The sequence below is a fragment of the Flavobacteriales bacterium genome (assembly GCA_025210295.1).
Taxonomy (GTDB): Bacteria; Bacteroidota; Bacteroidia; order Flavobacteriales_D; family Parvicellaceae; genus S010-51.
The window spans coordinates 21,972-41,493 of record JAOASC010000042.1 but is presented as its reverse complement, the minus strand read 5'-3'; the positions used below and the strand labels follow the sequence as shown (position 1 = coordinate 41,493).

Annotated in this window: 17 protein-coding genes; all 17 read right to left on the bottom strand. The window is 34.9% G+C overall.

Features of this window, described 5'->3' with window-relative positions; all coding sequences use genetic code 11:
• Nucleotides 1-9: 9 nt before the first annotated feature.
• The 17 genes from N4A35_12565 to N4A35_12485 all read right to left on the bottom strand — a co-directional run bounded on the left by N4A35_12565 (nucleotide 10) and on the right by N4A35_12485 (nucleotide 19,520).
• The gene (locus N4A35_12565) at nucleotides 10-2,472 is read right to left on the bottom strand and encodes a DUF5686 and carboxypeptidase regulatory-like domain-containing protein (GenBank protein ID MCT4582237.1); all 2,463 of its coding nucleotides are present in this window, start codon (nucleotides 2,470-2,472) and stop codon (nucleotides 10-12) included.
• Nucleotides 2,473-2,485: 13 nt separating this feature from the next.
• A complete protein-coding gene (gene tatC, locus N4A35_12560; GenBank protein ID MCT4582236.1) occupies nucleotides 2,486-3,292 on the bottom strand; it encodes a twin-arginine translocase subunit TatC in 807 nt (268 codons plus the stop codon).
• A 124-nt stretch (nucleotides 3,293-3,416) separates the two neighbouring features.
• Nucleotides 3,417-3,878, bottom strand: a complete 462-nt coding sequence (locus N4A35_12555) for a biopolymer transporter ExbD (GenBank protein ID MCT4582235.1) — start codon at nucleotides 3,876-3,878, stop codon at nucleotides 3,417-3,419.
• Between the two features lie 13 nt (nucleotides 3,879-3,891).
• The gene (locus N4A35_12550; protein ID MCT4582234.1) at nucleotides 3,892-4,584 is read right to left on the bottom strand and encodes a biopolymer transporter ExbD; all 693 of its coding nucleotides are present in this window, start codon (nucleotides 4,582-4,584) and stop codon (nucleotides 3,892-3,894) included.
• A 10-nt stretch (nucleotides 4,585-4,594) separates the two neighbouring features.
• Nucleotides 4,595-5,206, bottom strand: a complete 612-nt coding sequence (locus tag N4A35_12545; protein ID MCT4582233.1) for a hypothetical protein — start codon at nucleotides 5,204-5,206, stop codon at nucleotides 4,595-4,597.
• Nucleotides 5,207-5,265: 59 nt separating this feature from the next.
• Complete coding sequence (locus N4A35_12540) at nucleotides 5,266-6,018, bottom strand: MotA/TolQ/ExbB proton channel family protein (protein ID MCT4582232.1); 753 nt, start codon at nucleotides 6,016-6,018, stop codon at nucleotides 5,266-5,268.
• A gap of 376 nt (nucleotides 6,019-6,394) precedes the next feature.
• A complete protein-coding gene (locus tag N4A35_12535; GenBank protein ID MCT4582231.1) occupies nucleotides 6,395-7,426 on the bottom strand; it encodes an asparaginase in 1,032 nt (343 codons plus the stop codon).
• Nucleotides 7,427-7,429: 3 nt separating this feature from the next.
• On the bottom strand, nucleotides 7,430-8,089 hold the full coding sequence (locus N4A35_12530; protein ID MCT4582230.1) for a signal peptidase II: 660 nt from the start codon (nucleotides 8,087-8,089) through the stop codon (nucleotides 7,430-7,432).
• A gap of 9 nt (nucleotides 8,090-8,098) precedes the next feature.
• Complete coding sequence (locus N4A35_12525) at nucleotides 8,099-8,458, bottom strand: SdpI family protein (GenBank protein MCT4582229.1); 360 nt, start codon at nucleotides 8,456-8,458, stop codon at nucleotides 8,099-8,101.
• A gap of 6 nt (nucleotides 8,459-8,464) precedes the next feature.
• Nucleotides 8,465-8,848 (bottom strand): TraR/DksA family transcriptional regulator, encoded by a 384-nt coding sequence (locus N4A35_12520; GenBank protein MCT4582228.1) that lies wholly within the window; start codon nucleotides 8,846-8,848, stop codon nucleotides 8,465-8,467.
• Nucleotides 8,849-8,875: 27 nt separating this feature from the next.
• Entirely contained in the window at nucleotides 8,876-12,265 is a 3,390-nt protein-coding gene (gene ileS, locus N4A35_12515) for an isoleucine--tRNA ligase (protein ID MCT4582227.1), read from the bottom strand.
• Between the two features lie 157 nt (nucleotides 12,266-12,422).
• The gene (locus N4A35_12510; GenBank protein MCT4582226.1) at nucleotides 12,423-12,968 is read right to left on the bottom strand and encodes a hypothetical protein; all 546 of its coding nucleotides are present in this window, start codon (nucleotides 12,966-12,968) and stop codon (nucleotides 12,423-12,425) included.
• Nucleotides 12,968-13,480: an isopentenyl-diphosphate Delta-isomerase gene (gene idi / locus N4A35_12505; GenBank protein MCT4582225.1), complete on the bottom strand. Its 513-nt coding sequence runs from the start codon at nucleotides 13,478-13,480 to the stop codon at nucleotides 12,968-12,970. The genes N4A35_12510 and idi overlap by 1 nt, the downstream gene beginning before the upstream one ends.
• Before the next feature lie 7 nt (nucleotides 13,481-13,487).
• Nucleotides 13,488-15,752, bottom strand: a complete 2,265-nt coding sequence (locus N4A35_12500) for a T9SS type A sorting domain-containing protein (GenBank protein MCT4582224.1) — start codon at nucleotides 15,750-15,752, stop codon at nucleotides 13,488-13,490.
• Nucleotides 15,753-15,759: 7 nt separating this feature from the next.
• Nucleotides 15,760-17,262 (bottom strand): M28 family peptidase, encoded by a 1,503-nt coding sequence (locus tag N4A35_12495; GenBank protein ID MCT4582223.1) that lies wholly within the window; start codon nucleotides 17,260-17,262, stop codon nucleotides 15,760-15,762.
• A gap of 9 nt (nucleotides 17,263-17,271) precedes the next feature.
• Nucleotides 17,272-18,051, bottom strand: coding sequence for an acyl-ACP--UDP-N-acetylglucosamine O-acyltransferase (lpxA, locus tag N4A35_12490; protein ID MCT4582222.1), 780 nt, complete (start codon nucleotides 18,049-18,051; stop codon nucleotides 17,272-17,274).
• Nucleotides 18,052-18,125: 74 nt separating this feature from the next.
• Nucleotides 18,126-19,520: a bifunctional UDP-3-O-[3-hydroxymyristoyl] N-acetylglucosamine deacetylase/3-hydroxyacyl-ACP dehydratase gene (locus N4A35_12485; protein MCT4582221.1), complete on the bottom strand. Its 1,395-nt coding sequence runs from the start codon at nucleotides 19,518-19,520 to the stop codon at nucleotides 18,126-18,128.
• Between the last annotated feature and the right edge of the window lie 2 nt (nucleotides 19,521-19,522).

The window sequence follows — 19,522 nt, the reverse complement described above, 5'->3', positions numbered from 1 at the left end:
CAAGTTTCTTTAAAAAGTGAATTGTAGTTTACTTCTTATCCCAAGTCGATTAACCTTTATTCCATTGAATTCATTATCCAAATAATTCAATCGCCACATTAAGTCAACCCTCATGACTTTAAAGATATTTTCAACACCTGCAAAAGCTTCTAAGTAAGGTTTTGTTTGTAAGGTCGAAGTATAAGCTGGTAAATCCATTTCCATTAAGCTGGCATTATTTAATTTACCCCAGATTCCTTTTACTCCTCCTACTTCTCTCCACTTTAACTTTCTAAGCAATGGAACTTTATTAAAAATTAGTCCATTCAAGTGATGTTCAATATTTCCACTTACATATTCATCACTCACAAACTCTAGAATATTCATCATGTTGTAAGCCATATTATTTGCAACAAAACTTTCATTTCCTTGATGCACCTCTAACAAAGGATAAGGTGCTGCGCCAAAAACTTTACCGATTTCACCAGAGTAATTTAGTACTCCTAAAAATCCTAATCTTAGCTTATGCTTATAGCCTAAAATCAATTTATGATATTCATAATCACTTTTAAGCACGCCTTTCATTCCATAGGTATAGTTTAATGTAAATGTTGGGTGTTTAGTTCCTAAACTTATTCGGTCAAATTCTCCTGCCAAAAACTCTTCATTACGTGCAAAACGGGTATACAATGTAACTTCTGACGTTGTAATATCTTTTATTTGATTGACCTCACCTGTTTGCGGGTTTGTCTTCTGAAAGTTAATAATACCTAGCGGTTCTATTCTGTTGTTTCTTAATAATAGTGTAGTAGAAAACCCTTTCAACCATTCACGTTCATAGCTTACTCTATAATCTTCATTAAAGACCAAACGGTTAATTGGATTACGAACAATAAACGTGGTAATAGCGTTTGAACTGTTAAATGCGTTTGAACTTAATCCAATTTGTTCGATATCATTTTTATACACCAGGCGCATCATTTGCCGGGGTTTTTTGGTAATAAAAAAACGTGTTCCTACTCCGTATTTAATCTTTTCATCTCTTAATCCATAAGCCACAAAACCTGAAAGCTCAATCATTTTACTGAAATTATTACTTGTTCTTACGCCTAATCGCAATCTTGAACCTTCCACTTCATTATAACTGTACATACTTGAGTAAGGACCAATTTCAAAGTTACCTATGACTTTATAGCCCGAAACCAGGGTTTGAATAATATCTACATAGGTTGTAATAATTGGGAGGTTAGACAACGTATCTATCATCTGATAAATCCCTTTTTGATTGTCTGTTAAAGAATCATGACGGTGTGTATCCCAATATTTTTCAGAGCGGTCATCAGCACTATCCAATAAGGTTATACGCTCTAACCCTTCATAAAAATTGTCTTCTTTAACTTCATTCACTACTATATTTTTATAGCTTGCATGCTTTTGACCATAAAACCCCATTTGTTTATCTGCGATAACAAAATCAATAAACAGATCATCGTCTTTAAGCATCCAAGCTTCATTATTGACTTTTGTATACAACTGTTTAAACTGGAGATCTTTTACAAAGTTTATATTGGCATCTGGTGAAATTTTCCCTTGTATTTTTTTAATGGCGTATGTTGTATCGTTAATCCACATGGTACCCTCTAGTGTCATTTCCCTTTTTCGACGTGGGACAAACTGGATTTCGTAGCACCAATTATTATCTATAAACAAACTATCTATCAAGTAATAACGATAGGATAACAATCCTTGATTGGCTATGGGGCTGATAAAGTTTTTACCAAAAATTGAAACAAAATTTTCGTACAAGTTTACTTGCTGATACATATCCCCTGTAAACTGAGCAACACTTTGATTGCTAACTCCAGATACTCGAGAGGCCTTGATGTATTCTTTTTCTGCTTTAGGTTTTCTTCGGTAATATAAATCGGAAATACTTTCAGTGATAAAAACAGGTAAATAATCTTTTTCTTTGGTCGTATCAATATTGTCAAAAATAAAATCGAATTTTTTAAACATTTTTCGATTCTTAAACTTTTCAGACATATTGTTAATATCAAATTCTAGCTTATTATAAACTTCGTATTGATAGGCATCTAACTTCTCTCTATTGTTTGCTTCTTTATACTGGATAACATTTCTTAGTATTGGGTGGGCTGGATTACCGGTAGGGTTGATTACAACTTCTGGCAGTGCTTCTATTGCAGACTCTAGGCGAAACACTACTTCTTGTTTGGTATCTTTTTTTATCTTGATTTTAGCGGTTTTATATCCAACAAAGGATGCTGCTAAAGTATCAGAAGCATAATATGTATCAATACTAAAATGACCCGAAAAATCTGTTGTTGTACCAATTTTTGTTCCAACAAAATAAACGTTAACAAAAGGGAGGGTATCTCCGTTTTCAGCATCTAGAACAATTCCTGACACCTCAGTCTTTTGAGCATACAATACTGCAGTTAGTAAGCACAACTGAAGTAAAATCAAGTATTTCAAACGAGTATTCAAGTTATTTTGATTGTTTTTCGACACGTCTAGCTACTAATATCCCAATTTCATACATAATAAGGATTGGAAAGGTTACGATAACCTGGCTAATGATATCTGGTGGGGTAATTATTGCTGATAAAATTAAGATTCCTATCAGCGCATGTTTTCTATAGGTCTTTAAGAGTTTTGATCCTATCACGCCTATACGCGTAAGGATATAAATGACAATGGGCAATTCAAAGAACACTCCACTAAATAAAGTTGTTGTGGTAATTAAAGATAAATAGCTATTAATGGTAATAATATTCTTCACTTCATCTGTCATTTGAAAGCTACCAAAAAACTGCACTGTTAATGGACTAACAACGTAATAGCCAAATAGAACTCCAAAGAAAAATAATAAAGAACTCCAAAAAACAATTCCTTTAGAAACTTTTAACTCTGATTCTTTTAATGCTGGCTTAAAAAATTGCCATAACTGATAAAAAGTAAAAGGAAAGGTTATAATAATTCCCCCTACAATTGCGAAATACATATTGGTTGAAAACTGGGCTGTCATTTCTGTTGACTGCCATTGTATAGGGATATCTACACCACACAAGGTATCTCCCATTCCTACTAAGTTAGATAACCAGCAGAAAAAGCGATAAGTTGGAAAATTAGAATCGGCCATTTTGATATAAACAGCACTAACTATTGGCTTGGTAAATATAAACAGTAAAATAGCTACTGCAACTATACCTATTGCTGACTTTACCAAACGCCACCTTAGCTCTTCCAAGTGTCCTAAGAAGGACATTTCTTTATCATTTTCTAACTCCTCCATTTGATTTCATGTTCTACTGTAGTAACTAGAACCTTATTTCAATAATTTTGTCACTAACAAAACTAAACAAAAATGCTCTAACCAAAAGGCTAGAGCATTAGATTTATATAAAACTTATTGTTGATTATCGTGCTTCGTTTACCGAATAAATTACTTTTAGAGCGTCTTGCTCACGCAATTCGTCTTGTACACCTTTCACAACTCTCATTTCTGTTTCAACATCTACTTTAAAGTTATTATAGGCTCTTGAATTCCAGATTTCTTTATTCCCTTCTCTTTTATCTTTCAGGTATGTTCTGATATAAGACATATTCGGAACAAATTGATCATCTAAGAATACCCTTGTAGATGTTCCTTTATTTTTATCTAATGGTTTTCCTATCCAATAGTTAAAAATAAGGTTATCTGCTTTTTGCAACTTTGTTACTGCTGAAGCTGTCGCTTTTTTTACAATAATTGGTCTTTCTGGCTCCTTACTTGTAGTGGTTACCATAAAGAAAAACAGTAACATAAATACAATATCAGGAAGAGACGCTGTTGAAATAGCAGGTTCTTTACGCTTTTTACCTTTCGAAAATTTTGACATAATCTACTATTTTTTATTGTGTATTAACATTCTTAGCTTTCATTATCTTCTTAGGATAAACAGTTCGCAAAGCTTTTAACTTCTCTCTATCCTCTTCGTTGGCCTCATTTAACTTATCATACGGAATGTTAAACTTCTCTCTACTTAGCTCATCTCTTAACTCATTTAGACCTAACATAATTTGATCCAATACTTTTAAGTAAGTTTCGAATTTTGTAGAGTTATCCAACTGAATCGTTACCATTCCTTCTTTAGCCAACTCATCATACTCTCCAACCAATTCAATGGTCTTCAATTTCCCTTCCATCTTTTCAAGCTCGTCGTCGTATTGATCTTCTCCTTGAGCAATATATGCTTTTAGTTTAGCAATACTATCCTTTACACCAGCTTGAGTGATTCTTGTTAAAGTAGGCCAATTTGCTGAAGATTTAGGGTGTACATAAAACTCACGTACTTTCTCTTTTATATCTTCAATTTCAGCAAGTTCTCTTTCCAATAAGATCTGATCCTTTCTATTGGCTACAATTTCCAATACATCTTTAGGCATCACCTTTGGAGGAATTTGATTCTCAGGAACACGCTGAGGCAAACGTTCTTCTAGAACTTTTTCCCTTAATAATGTTTGCGTTACAATGAAAAAGATTAGCAACAAAAATGCTATATCTGCCATTGAACTCGCATTTATTTCTTCGATTTCTCTTGCCATTCTTCTCTAATTATTTAACGATTTTCATCACTGCTCCTGCTATCCATGCTAAAATGGCTACACCAATTAGCAATACAGATGTAGTATATGCAGCACTTACCATTTTCCAATTTCCTTCAGTAAACATTTTTACATAAGCAGGATCGTCGGCAGCTCTTACATTTTCCATAGCAACGTACGCTTCAGGAACTTCTGAACCAGTACTAGCATAAATTGCATACAATAAAATTAGGAACGCAACTGTACTGATAATTCCCACCAAATACTTTTTAAAGTCTCCTGCAACTGAAAGTAATGTTCCTAATAATAACACCACGACTACTGCTCCTAACAGGTAGAATGTAAAGTTCATAATTGAATCAACACTCTCTTGTACTTCTTTTTCTCTTTGTTCTTTTATCTTAAGCCCTTCTTCTAAGATAAAACGGTCTAATTCTGCTTGTGTCAACTCATCGCTTTTTCCTTGCTCAATCGCAACTTCTTGTCCAAGCTTTTGAATATCTTGATCGTCGTATGCAGAAGGGTTACCTCCTTGAACAATACCTACTGTCATAACAGAACCAATAAGTATGATGATTGCAACGACAACCTTTAGACCTATGTTAAAAATATTATTATTCATCTTTTATCTATTTAATTAATAAAAACAATTATTGAACGAATTAACCCACTTAAGGCTAATTACTTCTTAGATAAATCGTGTTTTACTAATAAATCAATTAACGAAATAGAAGCATCTTCCATTTGGTTAACTAAAGCATCAATTTTTGATACGATGTAGTTGTAAAAGATTTGAAGGATAATCGCTACGATCAAACCTGATACTGTTGTAATTAAGGCTACTTTAATACCTCCTGCTAAATCAGATGGATTAACTTCTCCTTGTGCACTTTGAATTTTATCAAACGTTTGAATCATCCCGATTACCGTTCCCATAAATCCAAGCATTGGTGCAAGTGCGATAAATAGTCCAATCCATGACAACCCTTTTTCTAACAATCCCATTTGAACACTTCCGTAAGAAACAACTGCTTTTTCAGCCATCTCAACTCCTTCAGAAGAACGTTCTAATCCTTGGTAAAAGATACTTGCTACTGGACCTCTTGTATTTCTACAAACTTCCTTAGCTTCTTCAACACCTCCAGAAGCTAAAGCTCCTTCGATTTTTTGTAATAATTTTGTTGAGTTTGTTGTTGCCAAGTTTAAGTAAATAATTCTCTCGATAGCAAATGCCAATCCTAGAATTAAACAAATTAAAACAAATGCCATAAACTCAGGTCCACCCTCAATAAACTTTTGTTTAATCATTTGTGTAATCGGAACTGCTTTTTCTTCTACTTCCGCTGCTTTTTCTGCTGCATCTTGAGCTAATGCTACTGAAACATTTGTAATCGAAAATACCCCTACGGCTAAAAATCCAAATAGTTTTTTCATCGTTTTAATTTTTGTTCTCTCCTGCGTTTTTAAACGCCTGATTTTTGTTTTTATTATTACTTTACTAATTAAAATTTCCTGTAAAAATAAGGCTTAACCCTTATCTTGTTTTTTACAGTGAGCCAAAATACGAAAAATATTTAAATCAACTGTGCAAGAAATAAGGAAAGGTTGATTTTTATTTATTAACGGTTAAACGCTTGGAGTTGTAAAAAAGAAATTCTGCAATAAGCTGTAAGTCATGATAGATGACGTTGACAAGATTGACAGGGGAATAAATTATTGAAACCAGCAATGCAAAAGTATTTTTAGAACTCATCACTTTTTTCGAAAGAGCCTCTATTAAAAAACTTATTGTTTGACGCTTATCTACTTCTTAAGCAACGGTTATTTCACCACAAAATGAGCGCAATAAGGCGGTTTTTATTTGATTGCTATCAGTCATTTCTCCTAAAACCACCATCATTTTGGTTATTGCTGCCTCTATCGTCATATCACCACCTCCAATTACGCCTATTTTTTCTAAGCCCTCACTGGTTTCATAACGCCCTTGAATGACCTCTCCCATTTTACATTGCGTAATATTCAAAATTGTTATCTTTTTTCTAATTGCTCGTAGCAACTCATCCAAAAACCATTGCTTACTCAATGCATTTCCTGAACCAAAAGTTTGCAACACGACCCCTCTTAAATTAGGCGTATTAAAGAAATGCCTTACAAACTCTTGTGAGATACCTGGAAACAAAGTTAAAATCGCCACATTTGTATCGAAGTTACGATAGATTTGAAGCGCAGCTTCTCTTGACTTTAAAATTTTATTCTCGTTATAATCAATCTTTATTCCTGCATTTGCCAAAATTGGATAATCAAACGAAGCAAATGCTTCAAAATGCTCAGCGTTTAATTTTGTTGTTCGATTTCCTCTGTACAGTTTATATTCGAAGTAAACAGAAACTTCTGGAACAATAGGTTTTCCATTTTTTTTCGCTCCTGCAATCTCTATTGCGGTAACCAAATTTTCTTTTCCATCTGTTCGAATTACCCCAATAGGTAGTTGAGACCCTGTAAAAACAACAGGTTTATTCAAGTTCCTGAGCATAAAACTCAAAGCACTTGCAGAATACGCCATAGTATCTGAACCATGCAATACAACGAAACCATCATAACTCTCGTAATTTTCCTCTATAAGACCAGCAATCTTAACCCAAGTTTCTGGTGTTACATTAGAGGAGTCGATGGGTTCCTTAAAAAATAAGGTTTCCAGTTGATAGGGGATTTTTTTCAATTCAGGAACCTCTTCTGATATTTGATTAAAATCAAAAGGCTTGAGTGCTCCCGTTTCTACATCGGTAATCATCCCAATGGTTCCCCCTGTATAAATAATCAATATTTTAGTTTGGTTTGGCATTGTTTACTCCACCAATGATTTTTTCTTTCTTTTAAAGATTTCAAAATCACTTGCATTCTCTCCTAAAAATCGCTTATTAAACAAGATGATAACTACAATACCGATTGAAATTGCAGAGTCGGCAATATTAAAAACTGGAGGAAACACTTCCTCTCCTGCTAACCCGAATGGCATCCATGATGGGTAATAAAACTCTGCATGTATCATATCGACTACACAACCTTGAAGAATTCCAGCATAACCTTGAAAATTAGCTTGAGCTACTCCTGCATAACCAGACCAATCCTGTAACATAGGGTCCCATACTGTTCCTTTATCAAATAAGTAACCGTATAAAACACCATCAATAATATTCCCCAAAGCTCCAGCAAAGATTAAAGAAATAGACAACACTAATCCTTTATGCGCCTTGTTTTCTATTAAGTTTCTAATGATTAATCCCAAACCAACAATGGCAAGAACTCTAAATACACCGAGTACAATCTTTCCCCAGTCTCCTCCAAATGCCATTCCAAATGCCATTCCAGGGTTTTCTATAAAGTGAAACTTAATAAAACCAAAACTCCCCACAACTTCATGTAGCAAAGCATGTGTTTTGATCCAAATCTTGACAAACTGGTCAATAAATATGACTGAAATTATTGTTATTAAAGCTGTACGCACAATCTTTTATTAAAAATCAAAATGCTTAGCTAACTGTTTTTCTGTTTTGTAAAACATAAAAAAAACGCCACTAAGCACTATTACTATTGAAACAAGTGCACCCACCATATCCTCTTGCTTAGGAATAAATAGGCTCGTTATTCCCAACACAAAATAAACAAGCCCTAAAACGACCATTATTTTAGAAGAATAACGTTGTGAATAATCCCAAGCTTCCTGAGACTGCATAGATCTAGAAGTTCTATATCCATACAACCCATTTATTTTTTTGGGTGGAAACTTGATTAGAAAAATACTGATCGCCAAAAACACGACCCCTACAATTGTAAGAATAATAAAGATGACGTTTTGGTACTTTTCTAGCTCCATTTTCTTTTACCCTTGTGCTTTCTTAGCTTCTATACTTAATGTAGCGTGCGGAACTAACTTTAAACGCTCTTTTCTAATTAAATTACCCGTAACACGACATACACCATACGTCTTGTTTTCAATTCTAATCAATGCATTCTCTAAGTTCTTCACAAACTTTTCTTGTCTTACAGCTAATTGAGCCATCTCTTCTCTCATCATTGTTTCAGACCCATCCTCCATCATATTGAATGTTCTACTGGTATCGTCTGTCCCGTGATCTCCTTCATGAGACAATGACTCTCTTAACAAAACTAAATCCTCGTTCGCCTCTTTTAATTTACCCTCAATTAATTCTCTAAATTCTTGTAAATCTTCGTCGCTGTATCTATTAATTTTATTTTCTGACATGTTAAATTGGTTTTGTAATCTATGTTATTATATTTTTTCTAATGTTAATGCTGCATTTACACCTTTTTCGACTTCAAAAACTAAAGCATCTTCTTTAATTTTCTCGACCAAGTTTAAAGATTTTGCTAGAGTTTCAGAACAAATATAGTCTAAATTCTTTTCTACAGCTTTATTTATTTCTTTATTCGATTTGATCTCTAATTTAATTTTATCTGTAACTTCTAAGCCACTTTCTTTTCTTAGGTTTTGAATTCTATTGACAAACTCTCTAGCAATCCCTTCTTCTTTTAAACTTTCGGTTATAGTAACATCTAACGCAACGGTAAGGTTGCCTTCTGTTGTCACTAACCATCCAGGAATATCATCGGTTGAAATTTCAAAATCTTCAATTGTCAACTCTACTTCAAGCCCATCAATTTCTCCTTTCCAGCCATTAGCACTTTCTACAGCAACGATATCTTCTTGCTCCCATTGGTTAACCATAGCAATAATTGCTTTCATTTGTTTTCCATACTTTTTACCAATGGTTTTAAAATTAGGTTTAATTTTTTTGACCAATACCCCTGTTGTATCTTTTAACAGCTCTAATTCTTTAACATTTACTTCAGAAAGGATTAAATCTGCCACAGAATTTATTCTACTTTCAAAGGAATGATCTAAAATCGGAACCATTATTTTTTGAAGTGGTTGTCTTACTTTGATTTTCTCCTTTGCTCGGATACTTAATACCATTGACGATACACGTTGAGCTACATCCATTCTTTCTTCTAGCTCTTGATCTATCAATGCTGTATGAACAACTGGGAAATTGGCTAAATGTACAGAGCTCACCTGATGCTTTTTACTTACATCATTTAATTCCGAGAATAATTTATCTGCATAAAAAGGTGCAATTGGCGATGCAAGAACAGCCACAGTCTCTAAACAAGTATACAAAGTTTGATATGCTGAAATTTTATCTTCGGAATAATCTCCTTTCCAAAAACGTCTTCTACATAATCTTACATACCAATTACTCAATTGATCTGTCACAAAATCTTGTATTAACCTTCCTGCTTTGGTTGGCTCGTATGTTTCGAATGCTTGATCCACATCACGAACCAAAGAATTTAATTTCGAAATGATCCAACGGTCTATTTCTGGTTGTTTTTCTTTTGTTATCTGTGGTTCACTGTAATCAAAACCGTCGATATTTGCATATAGCGCAAAGAATCCATAGGTATTGTATAGTGTTCCAAATAATTTACGTTGTACCTCAACAATTCCATCAACATCAAACTTTAAGTTATCCCATGGTTGTGCATTGGTAATCATATACCAACGGGTAGCATCTGGACCATATTGACTTAATGTTTTAAAAGGGTCTACTCCATTACCTAAACGTTTAGACATTTTTTGTCCCTTTTTATCTAAGACCAACCCATTAGAAATCACATTTTTATAGGCTACCTTATCAAACACCATAGTTGATATCGCATGTTGCGTATAGAACCATCCGCGTGTTTGATCAACTCCCTCAGCAATAAAGTCTGCAGTACCAAAACCTTTATCTTCAATCAACTCTTTATTCTCGAAAGGATAGTGATGCTGAGCAATAGGCATCGAACCAGAATCAAACCAAACATCAATGAGGTCTGCCTCTCTTTTCATTGGTACCCCATTAGCAGAAACTAAGGTAATCGCATCTACATAATTTTTGTGTAAATCAAACGTATTATAGTTCTCTTCACTCATATTAGAAGGATCAAATTGAGCAAAAGGGTTTTCCGTCATTAATCCAGCTGCTATTGACTTTTCGACTTCTTCTTTTAATTCTTTAACTGAACCTATACAGATCGATTCACTCCCGTCTTCTGTTCTCCATACTGGTATAGGAATTCCCCAATATCGTGAACGTGATAAGTTCCAATCATTTGCATTTTCTAGCCAATTACCAAAACGTCCCTCTCCAGTTGACTTTGGCTTCCAATTAATGGTTTTATTCAACGCTACCATTCTGTTTTTCACCTCAGAAATCTTGATAAACCAACTATCCAATGGATAATACAAGACTGGCTTATCTGTTCTCCAACAGTGTGGGTAACTGTGTTCGTACTTCTCTACTTTAAATGCCTTATTAGCTTCTTTTAATTGAATCGCTATTTCAACATCAACAGATTTTTCTGGCGCTTCTCCCTCTTCGTAATATTCATTTTTAACATATTTCCCTGCCAATTCTTTCATTTCTGGTCTAAATCGACCTTGCAAATCCACCAAAGGAACTAAATTTTGCTGCTCATCCATCACTAACATTGGAGGAACACCGGCTTCTTTAGCAACTAAAGCATCATCTGCTCCGAAAGTTGGGGCAATATGTACAATACCTGTCCCATCTTCTGTTGTTACAAAGCTACCTGTAATGACTTGAAATGCTTTTTCTGGCGTTTCATGTGGCAATGCATAAGGCAAGAGTTGTTCATAGGCTATCCCCTCTAAATCTGTGCCAACAAACTCTTGAATAAGCTCATAAGGAATTTTTTTATCTCCATGTTGATAGCTTTCAATCGACACCTCTTCATTGGCCTTTATATATTTACCAGACAACTGTTTACCAACCAACGGTTTGGCCAACACTAAGTTTACAGCATCGCCAGTATATTGGTTAAAAGTTTTAACCAATACATATTCTATTTTTGGTCCAACACACAATGCGGTATTTGATGGCAAAGTCCAAGGGGTAGTTGTCCAAGCTAAGAAATAAGTATTTTCTGGTAAGACATTATTTTCTTTAGCTTTAAACTGAGCTACAATGGTTGTATCTTTTACATCTTTATAGCATCCTGGTTGATTAATTTCATGGGAACTCAAACCTGTTCCTGCCTTGGGAGAATAGGGCTGTATAGTGTAACCTTTATACATTAAATCCTTATTGTAGATTTGCTGTAACAACCACCATACAGACTCCATGTATTTGTTATCATAAGTAATATATGGGTTTTCCATATCTACCCAATACCCCATTTTTTCTGTAAGATCATTCCAAACATCGGTATAACGCATTACTGCTTCTCGACAAGCCTTGTTATAATCATCTACTGAAATCTTAACACCAATATCCTCTTTGGTTATCCCTAATTCTTTTTCAACTTTTAATTCTACTGGCAGTCCATGTGTATCCCAACCAGCTTTTCGGTTAACGCGATACCCTTTCAATGTTTTATAACGACAGAAAATATCTTTTACTGTTCGCCCTATCACATGATGAATACCTGGTAATCCATTTGCAGAAGGTGGCCCCTCAAAAAACACAAATGGTTTGTTTTCATCTTTGGAAAGAATACTCTCTTGAAACGTATTTTCTCTTTTCCATTTTTCTAAAACTTCTTCTGCTACGTTAGGTAAATTCAACCCTGTATTTTCAGTATATTTCGTGCTCATTCTGCTATTCTGTATGATTCTACTCAAGATTTCACACGAAAGTAATCAAAAAATAACTGAGAGCAAATAAGAAAAGAAAGATTGTGACCTTATTAACTTTCTTATCATAAAATCTTTATTTCTAGATTAAAAGACCACAATTAAAAACAGACCTTTTCTACTCTGAAAAGATTAACGATAGTTCATTGTCGTTTGGAACATCATACTCTTTACAGCTGCTTTTTTTATACTGATAACAACTAGAAGGAATGCTTACCCAATATGCATCGCCAAACAACTTAAAGAAATAACGATTATCGACATATTTTTGGAACTCTTCTACGACTTCATAATGACTTTCATAAGCTAATGTTGAATCTATTTTTCTCAACGAATCATTGGTAAACAACATTTCTTTATACGACAGCAAAAACAATGAATCTTTACAGAAAACAAGCTTCTTAGGCTCTCCGCTCTTCCCCTCCCATACGGCATCCAGCTCTTCCACAATCACTTTATATGAATAACTATGGGTTGTTCCGTAATTATGCTTCGTAAACATCCCTATCTGTGTATTCTCAGTATTCGTTTTTTCTACCGACAACAATATACCGTTAGGCAGTTCTTTATTGGTAACATAGGTTTTTGAAACCGTTTCGGTTGCACAGCTATGTACAAAAACTACAAATAATGCACTTAAAAAAACAACCCGAATTAAATACATTAGATCTCAACCCTATTTAAAACTTCTTCTAAGCAAATTTTAAACCACTCTGTATAATTTTGAGGGTTATTCTCTACATCCTTTACAAGTTCTGGAACTGGCACATACTGATAACTTTCCACTTCTTCTGGATTGGGAACAATAGCCCCTTCATATTGACCAATAAAAACATGATCTAACTCATGCTCTGTAAGGTTATTATCCAACGCACTTTTATAAATAAAATGAAACGCTTTTTTGATTTCACAATCAAACCCCATTTCTTCTTCCAGCCTCCTATGAGCTGCAGCAATCGTGTCTTCCCCATCTCTTGGATGACTACAACAAGCATTGGTCCACAACCCTCCTGAATGATACTTAGAAAATGCTCGTTGTTGCAATAACATTTCTCCTTTAGAATTGAATAAAAAAACTGAAAATGCACGATGTAAAAGCCCCTTCTCATGCGCTTCCATCTTTTCCATCAAACCCAACTGATTATCATCTCTATCTACTAAAACTACCAATTCCATCTTTAGTTTATTCTTTTATGATTTTTGAAGTAATTACTGCTCCTCTTTCACTCGATGACTTTATAAAATAAACCCCACTTGGATAGTTAGCAACATCTATTTGAACAGCCGAGACAAAAGACCCCGCAACAACAATTTGTCCAACAGCATTGTAAATTGTATACGTATGAACTCCAACTTCGTCCGAAACAAGATTTAATTGTTCATCAACTGGGTTAGGGTAAATAATTATACCTTTTCCTTTCTCTTCATTAATGGCTGAGGTTGAGCTTACAGTAAACTCTGTTAATTCATTGGCTCCAAACTCCCCTCCTTGAGAGATGATTGTATTATTATCTGTCTTCAATTCATAGCTCCCACTTCCAAAAAAGCAACAGATTCCATCTGCTTCACTATCGAATATTTCAAACTCATAACACTCATTAACCGAAACATTAAAAGTGTCTAAATAATGTGCATTATCATTGGTATATGGCCCGCCTGTTTGAATGACAGTTCCATTGGCATTCCTAAACTCCCAAGTTGTTTCGTTGGAATAATTATCGGTTAATACATCTAAATAAACTTTAGTTGTTCCAAAACTATTAGCTGATAGCGTATAAGTGCTAGAAACAGTATCGTTATTTGAATTTTCATCAATCCCACCGTTAGGTGAACTTACAGTCGCGACAATAGTATAATCATTATTCCCTGAACTTAAGCTTCCTAAAGAAATATCTTCTGTTTGTCCCTGAGCTAAACTACCTGCCCAATTAATCGTTGAACTTGCTCCACCATTAAACGTCCAAACAATAGTTGCACTGGTTAAAGTCGTTGTCCCAGCATTTCTTAATTTGATAGATGGTGTAAGGCTTGTTTGTGCGCACTCTTCTTCTGGGAACAACACCGAAACGCCAGCATCTAACGCATAGACTTGTAAAGGTGGATAGGCATCCAATATACTTACATTGGAATTTGATGGGTCTAACCAATCTTTTAGCCTTTCGCTAGCTGATGCTCCATCCCAAGAAACACCAAATCTTCCGTAATAATCATGTAGGTCATTATCGACCACTCCACTACAAGCAGCTCCACCACCATACAACTGACCTATTACTCTACCATCTTGGTCAAACAGCGGCGATCCTGAAGAACCTCCCTCAGTTACCCCCATTTCCCATCCATCTCCAGCACTAGTTATTTCCCACGTCTGAGCTCCTGCATTGGCTGCTTTTATTGGTCCAGTATCATCTCTACAAACTTTCATAATATCTCCAGCTGGATGGTGTATCCCAACAACATAAGTCGGAAAATTATCTGTTTTATCCCATCCTGCCCATGTTAAATCCCAGCTTGTTGGAATTGGAGAATTAATTTCAACTAAACAAAAGTCGGTATTTGCACTTTTTGCCCTTAATGTTGCTCCTGAAATTGTTTTTGTTGTAGGCCCATTTGAACTTTGTGTTGTTGTAGCACACACAGGATTTGGACTAATCCACTCAAACCTAAATGACCATAAAGAAGGGTCACTGTAACAGTGATTTGCTGTTAAAAAGTATGGTTTTCCATCATTTGCTGTATTATTGACTAGTGCTCCTGAGCAAAAACTAGATCCACCAGAAAGCAACAATCCTACTGATTTTTTGTTTAAATCTTTATGTGCAGCCCAATCGTTTCCAATAGAACAATCGACATCTAAGTTACAGTTTCCTGAACTGTTTAAATTTTTCTGAGCTTTAAAACTTGCTGCATTTCGGTAACCATGGGTGATTGCTCCTATATGAAGCTCAACTTCCTCACTTACCGTATGGGGCTGGTAATATTCTATAATCATATTATCAGCCTCTAACAACCACGTTCCAAATCGGCGACTTTCTTGATTTTGTTTTGCTGTATATTCACCTAGAACATGTTGGTAGTCTTCATCATAAATTGACAAGGCTGCTCCCTCAGGAATATAAAACCTATCAAATTCAACATTTAAGGACAACGCTCCTTTGGATTCAAACTTAACTCTCCAGACCTGATCTCCATTTTCCAACTCTTCCCAACTTCCATCACTTAAACGGTAATCAACCTCATGTTTATATCCAAACCTCCATGGCATTGGCAACTGATCATTCACCACATCTTCAGCTTTCAACGCTTCCAGATCTATACTAGGCAATTGATAGGTAGGAATACCTTCGCTTTTAAGGACTCTCCAACCTCTTGGTTCTACATTGTTTGACACTTGAGAATACACTACTACACCTATTAAATTAATAAGCATAATTAATACAATTTGTTTCATGTTGGCTCTATTTATTTATTCGGTTAAGAGAAGACTTACGATTAGCTACCTCCCAGGCTGTATAGAACACCAATTTAGTAGTTTTTTCTATCTTTTCAAAATCTATCTTATCTACATCATCTGTAGGTTTATGGTAATCAATATGGGTACCACTAAAATAAAAGATCACAGGAATATCGTTTTTGGCAAAATTATAATGATCAGAACGGTAATAAAAACGATTAGGATCCGCCTCGTCATTATAGGTATAATCGAGTTCCAATTTAACCCTATCTTTGTTCATCTTTTCATTGATATCATGCAAATCTGAACTAATTTTATCTGAACCTATTAAATACACATAATTATTATTGGTATGGTGATCATCTACTCTACCAATCATATCGATATTCAAATTCACCACTGTATTTTCAAGAGGATAAACTGGATTTTCTGTATAATACTGTGAACCAAGTAGTCCTTTTTCTTCTCCAGAAACGGTCATAAACAAAATACTTCTCCTTGGGCTATGCCCCTTAGCTTTTGCTTCAGAAAAAGCCTTTGCCAACGCTAACACAGCCACGGTTCCTGAGCCATCATCATCTGCTCCATTACAAACTTCACCAGCATCATACCCTAAATGATCATAATGTGCTGTGACCACTACCACCTCATCCTTTAGATCTGTTCCCTCTATAAACCCTAGCACATTTTCGGAAGATAAAATTTGATCTATAGCTAAGTTTAACGATACTTTCTCTGGCAATAACATTGGATAGTTCTCTTCTACTATTTTAAACTTATTTTGAGCTACTGCAGGTGAGATAAATAAATTTGGAATCGAAGTTATCTTTTTTTGGTTTCCTTTATTATGTAATTCCATTCGAGGGTTTTGAACATAATATTTAATTCGCTCTACTCGATCTTCAAAATCATTTTTAATTGTAAACAATGCTACCGCTCCATGACTTTCAGCGACTGCAATTTTCTTTCTCCAGTTATTCCAATCCCCTTTCAACTGAACGCCCTCTGGTACTCCTTCTTTTATGACAACAACTTTCCCTTGAACATCAATATCTTTATAATCAGAGTAATTCTCTCCAACAACTCCATAGTTTAAATACACCAACTCCAAATCTTTCATATTGGTATCTGCAAATGACCCAATGTAAAAGAAATCTTCTAAAAAACTGAGTTGATGCTCACCTACTGTTATCTCCACTTTTGAGGGATCCTTAACAACAACTGGAAAACTTTGTTGGTACGAGTCGATTGCACCTGGGGCTAACCCGATACTTTTAAAATAATTGGTAATGTATTCCGCGGCTTTTTTTTGGCCTGGCATTGCCGTTTCTCTTCCCTCATACTCGTCAGAAGCTAAAACAGTTAAATGCTCTTTAAGTTCTTGTGAAGAAATTGTTTTTGCATAAAAATCTGCTTCTTTATACCCAACTGTTTCTACAACACCTTTTTTAGTTATTCCACAACTAAGCATTGACGCTCCCAAACACAAAGCAATGATTTTTCTCATAGACACACCTTAAGAAATCCCTCTCATTATCCCCTTTGTAGAAGACTTAATAAAATCAATAATTTTACTTTTTTCATCTGAATCAGGAAGCTCAGCATCAGCAATTTTGATCCCCGAAGAAACATTACTGTTTTGAACATAAAGAATTCGGTAAGTATCTTCGATATTCTTAACCTGATCATCTGTAAACCCTCTTCTTCTTAGCCCTATTGAATTGACCCCAATATATGACAAAGGCTCTCTTGCTGCTTTGACATAAGGAGGAATATTTTTTCTAACATTAGTACTCCCTGCTACGAACGCATGATCTCCAATATTTACAAATTGTTGAACACCTACCATCCCCTCAATCACGACATTATCTCCAACAACAATATGCCCTGCCAACTGTGTACTGTTGGCGATGATTACATTATTCCCAACAATACAATCGTGCGCAACATGAACATAAGCCATTAACAAACAATTATCTCCTACTACTGTTTTTTCACGATCTGCTGTCCCTTTATGAATCGTAACACATTCTCTAATAACTGTATTATCACCAATATGGGTCGTTGTATACTCCCCTTTATACTTTAGATCTTGTGAAACAGCTGAAATAACAGCACCTGGATAAATTTTACAATTCTTCCCGATTCTGGCTCCATCCATAATAACTACGTTTGGACCAATCCATGTTCCATCACCAATCTCTACATCTCCATATATTGTTGCAAAAGGCTCTATTGTAACATTTTCACCTATTTTGGCATCAGGATGAACAAATCTAAGTGCTTCTTTATTCATGTGTTTATTTTTATTATTTACTACCAGCATTTAGGGAGCAACTGATAGTTCTTTATTGTATTTAGAATTAAATCTTATTTATCTTTAACTACTTGCGCTAACATTTCTGCTTCCATGCAAACCTCTCCATTTACATAGGCTTTACCTCCCATTTCGACCAAACCTCTTCTTATTGGAGAAAGTAAGAACAATTCAAAAACTACAGTATCTCCAGGTATCACTTTTTTCTTAAACTTAACCTTATCTATTTTCATAAAATAAGTTGAATATTTTTCGGGCTCATCTACCTTACTCAACGAAAAAATTCCCCCAACTTGTGCCATAGCCTCTATTTGAAGAACACCAGGCATTACAGGATTGTTAGGAAAATGCCCAGTAAATTGAGGTTCATTCATGGTAATATTCTTAACCCCTACAATTCTATTTTCATCCATTTCCATAATCTTATCCACTAATAAAAACGGATAACGATGTGGCAACATCTTTTCGATGTCATTGATATTATAGATTGGTGTTTTAGCTAAATCAAATTCTCTTGGCTGTTTTGCCTGTTTTTTGATAATTCCTTTAATAATTTTAGCTAGCGAAACATTTCCTGAATGCCCAGGTCTTGCTGCTAAAATATGACCTTTAATAGGTTTTCCTACTAACGCCAAATCTCCCATAATATCTAACAGCTTATGACGAGCTGGTTCATTCAAAAATTTAAGTTCAATATTATTGAGTGTATTCCCTTTTATTTTAATATCCAAATCTTCTTTTCCAAGTAACTTAGCTAATTCATCTAACTCTGATTGTGGAACATTTTCTCTTTCGACAAGGACGATTGCATTATCAATATCCCCTCCTTTAATTAAACCTGCACGCGCTAGTGTTTCCAACTCTCTTAAGAAAACAAAAGTTCTACAAGGAGCAATATTATCTTTAAACTCAGAAATCTCATACATTGAAGCGTGTTGAGTTCCTAAGACTGGCGAGTTATAATCAACCATAACCGTTAAGCGGAAGTCATCGTATGGTATTGCCAACATTTCAACCCCTTTTTCCAAATCTTCAAATGGTTGATTTTCTTTAAACTCAAAGAAATCTCTATCGGCATCTTGTTCTTCTAATCCAACTTGAACAATACCATCAACAAAAGCCTGAGAGCTTCCATCCATTATAGGCATTTCTGGACCATCAATCTTGATTAAAGCATTATCGACTTGCATTCCATATAAAGCGGCCAATAAATGTTCTGTAGTATGGATTCTTACCCCATTTTTTTCAAGGGTAGTTCCTCTTTGTGTATCAACAACCAAATCAGCATCTGCTGGAATAATAGGCTGTCCCTCTACGTCAACTCTTTGAAACTTATATCCATGATTAATTGGAGCTGGTTCAATTACTACATTTACTTTTGCGCCAGTATGCAATCCTACGCTACTATATGTAATTGATGATTTAAGTGTGTGTTGTTTAGTGTACATAT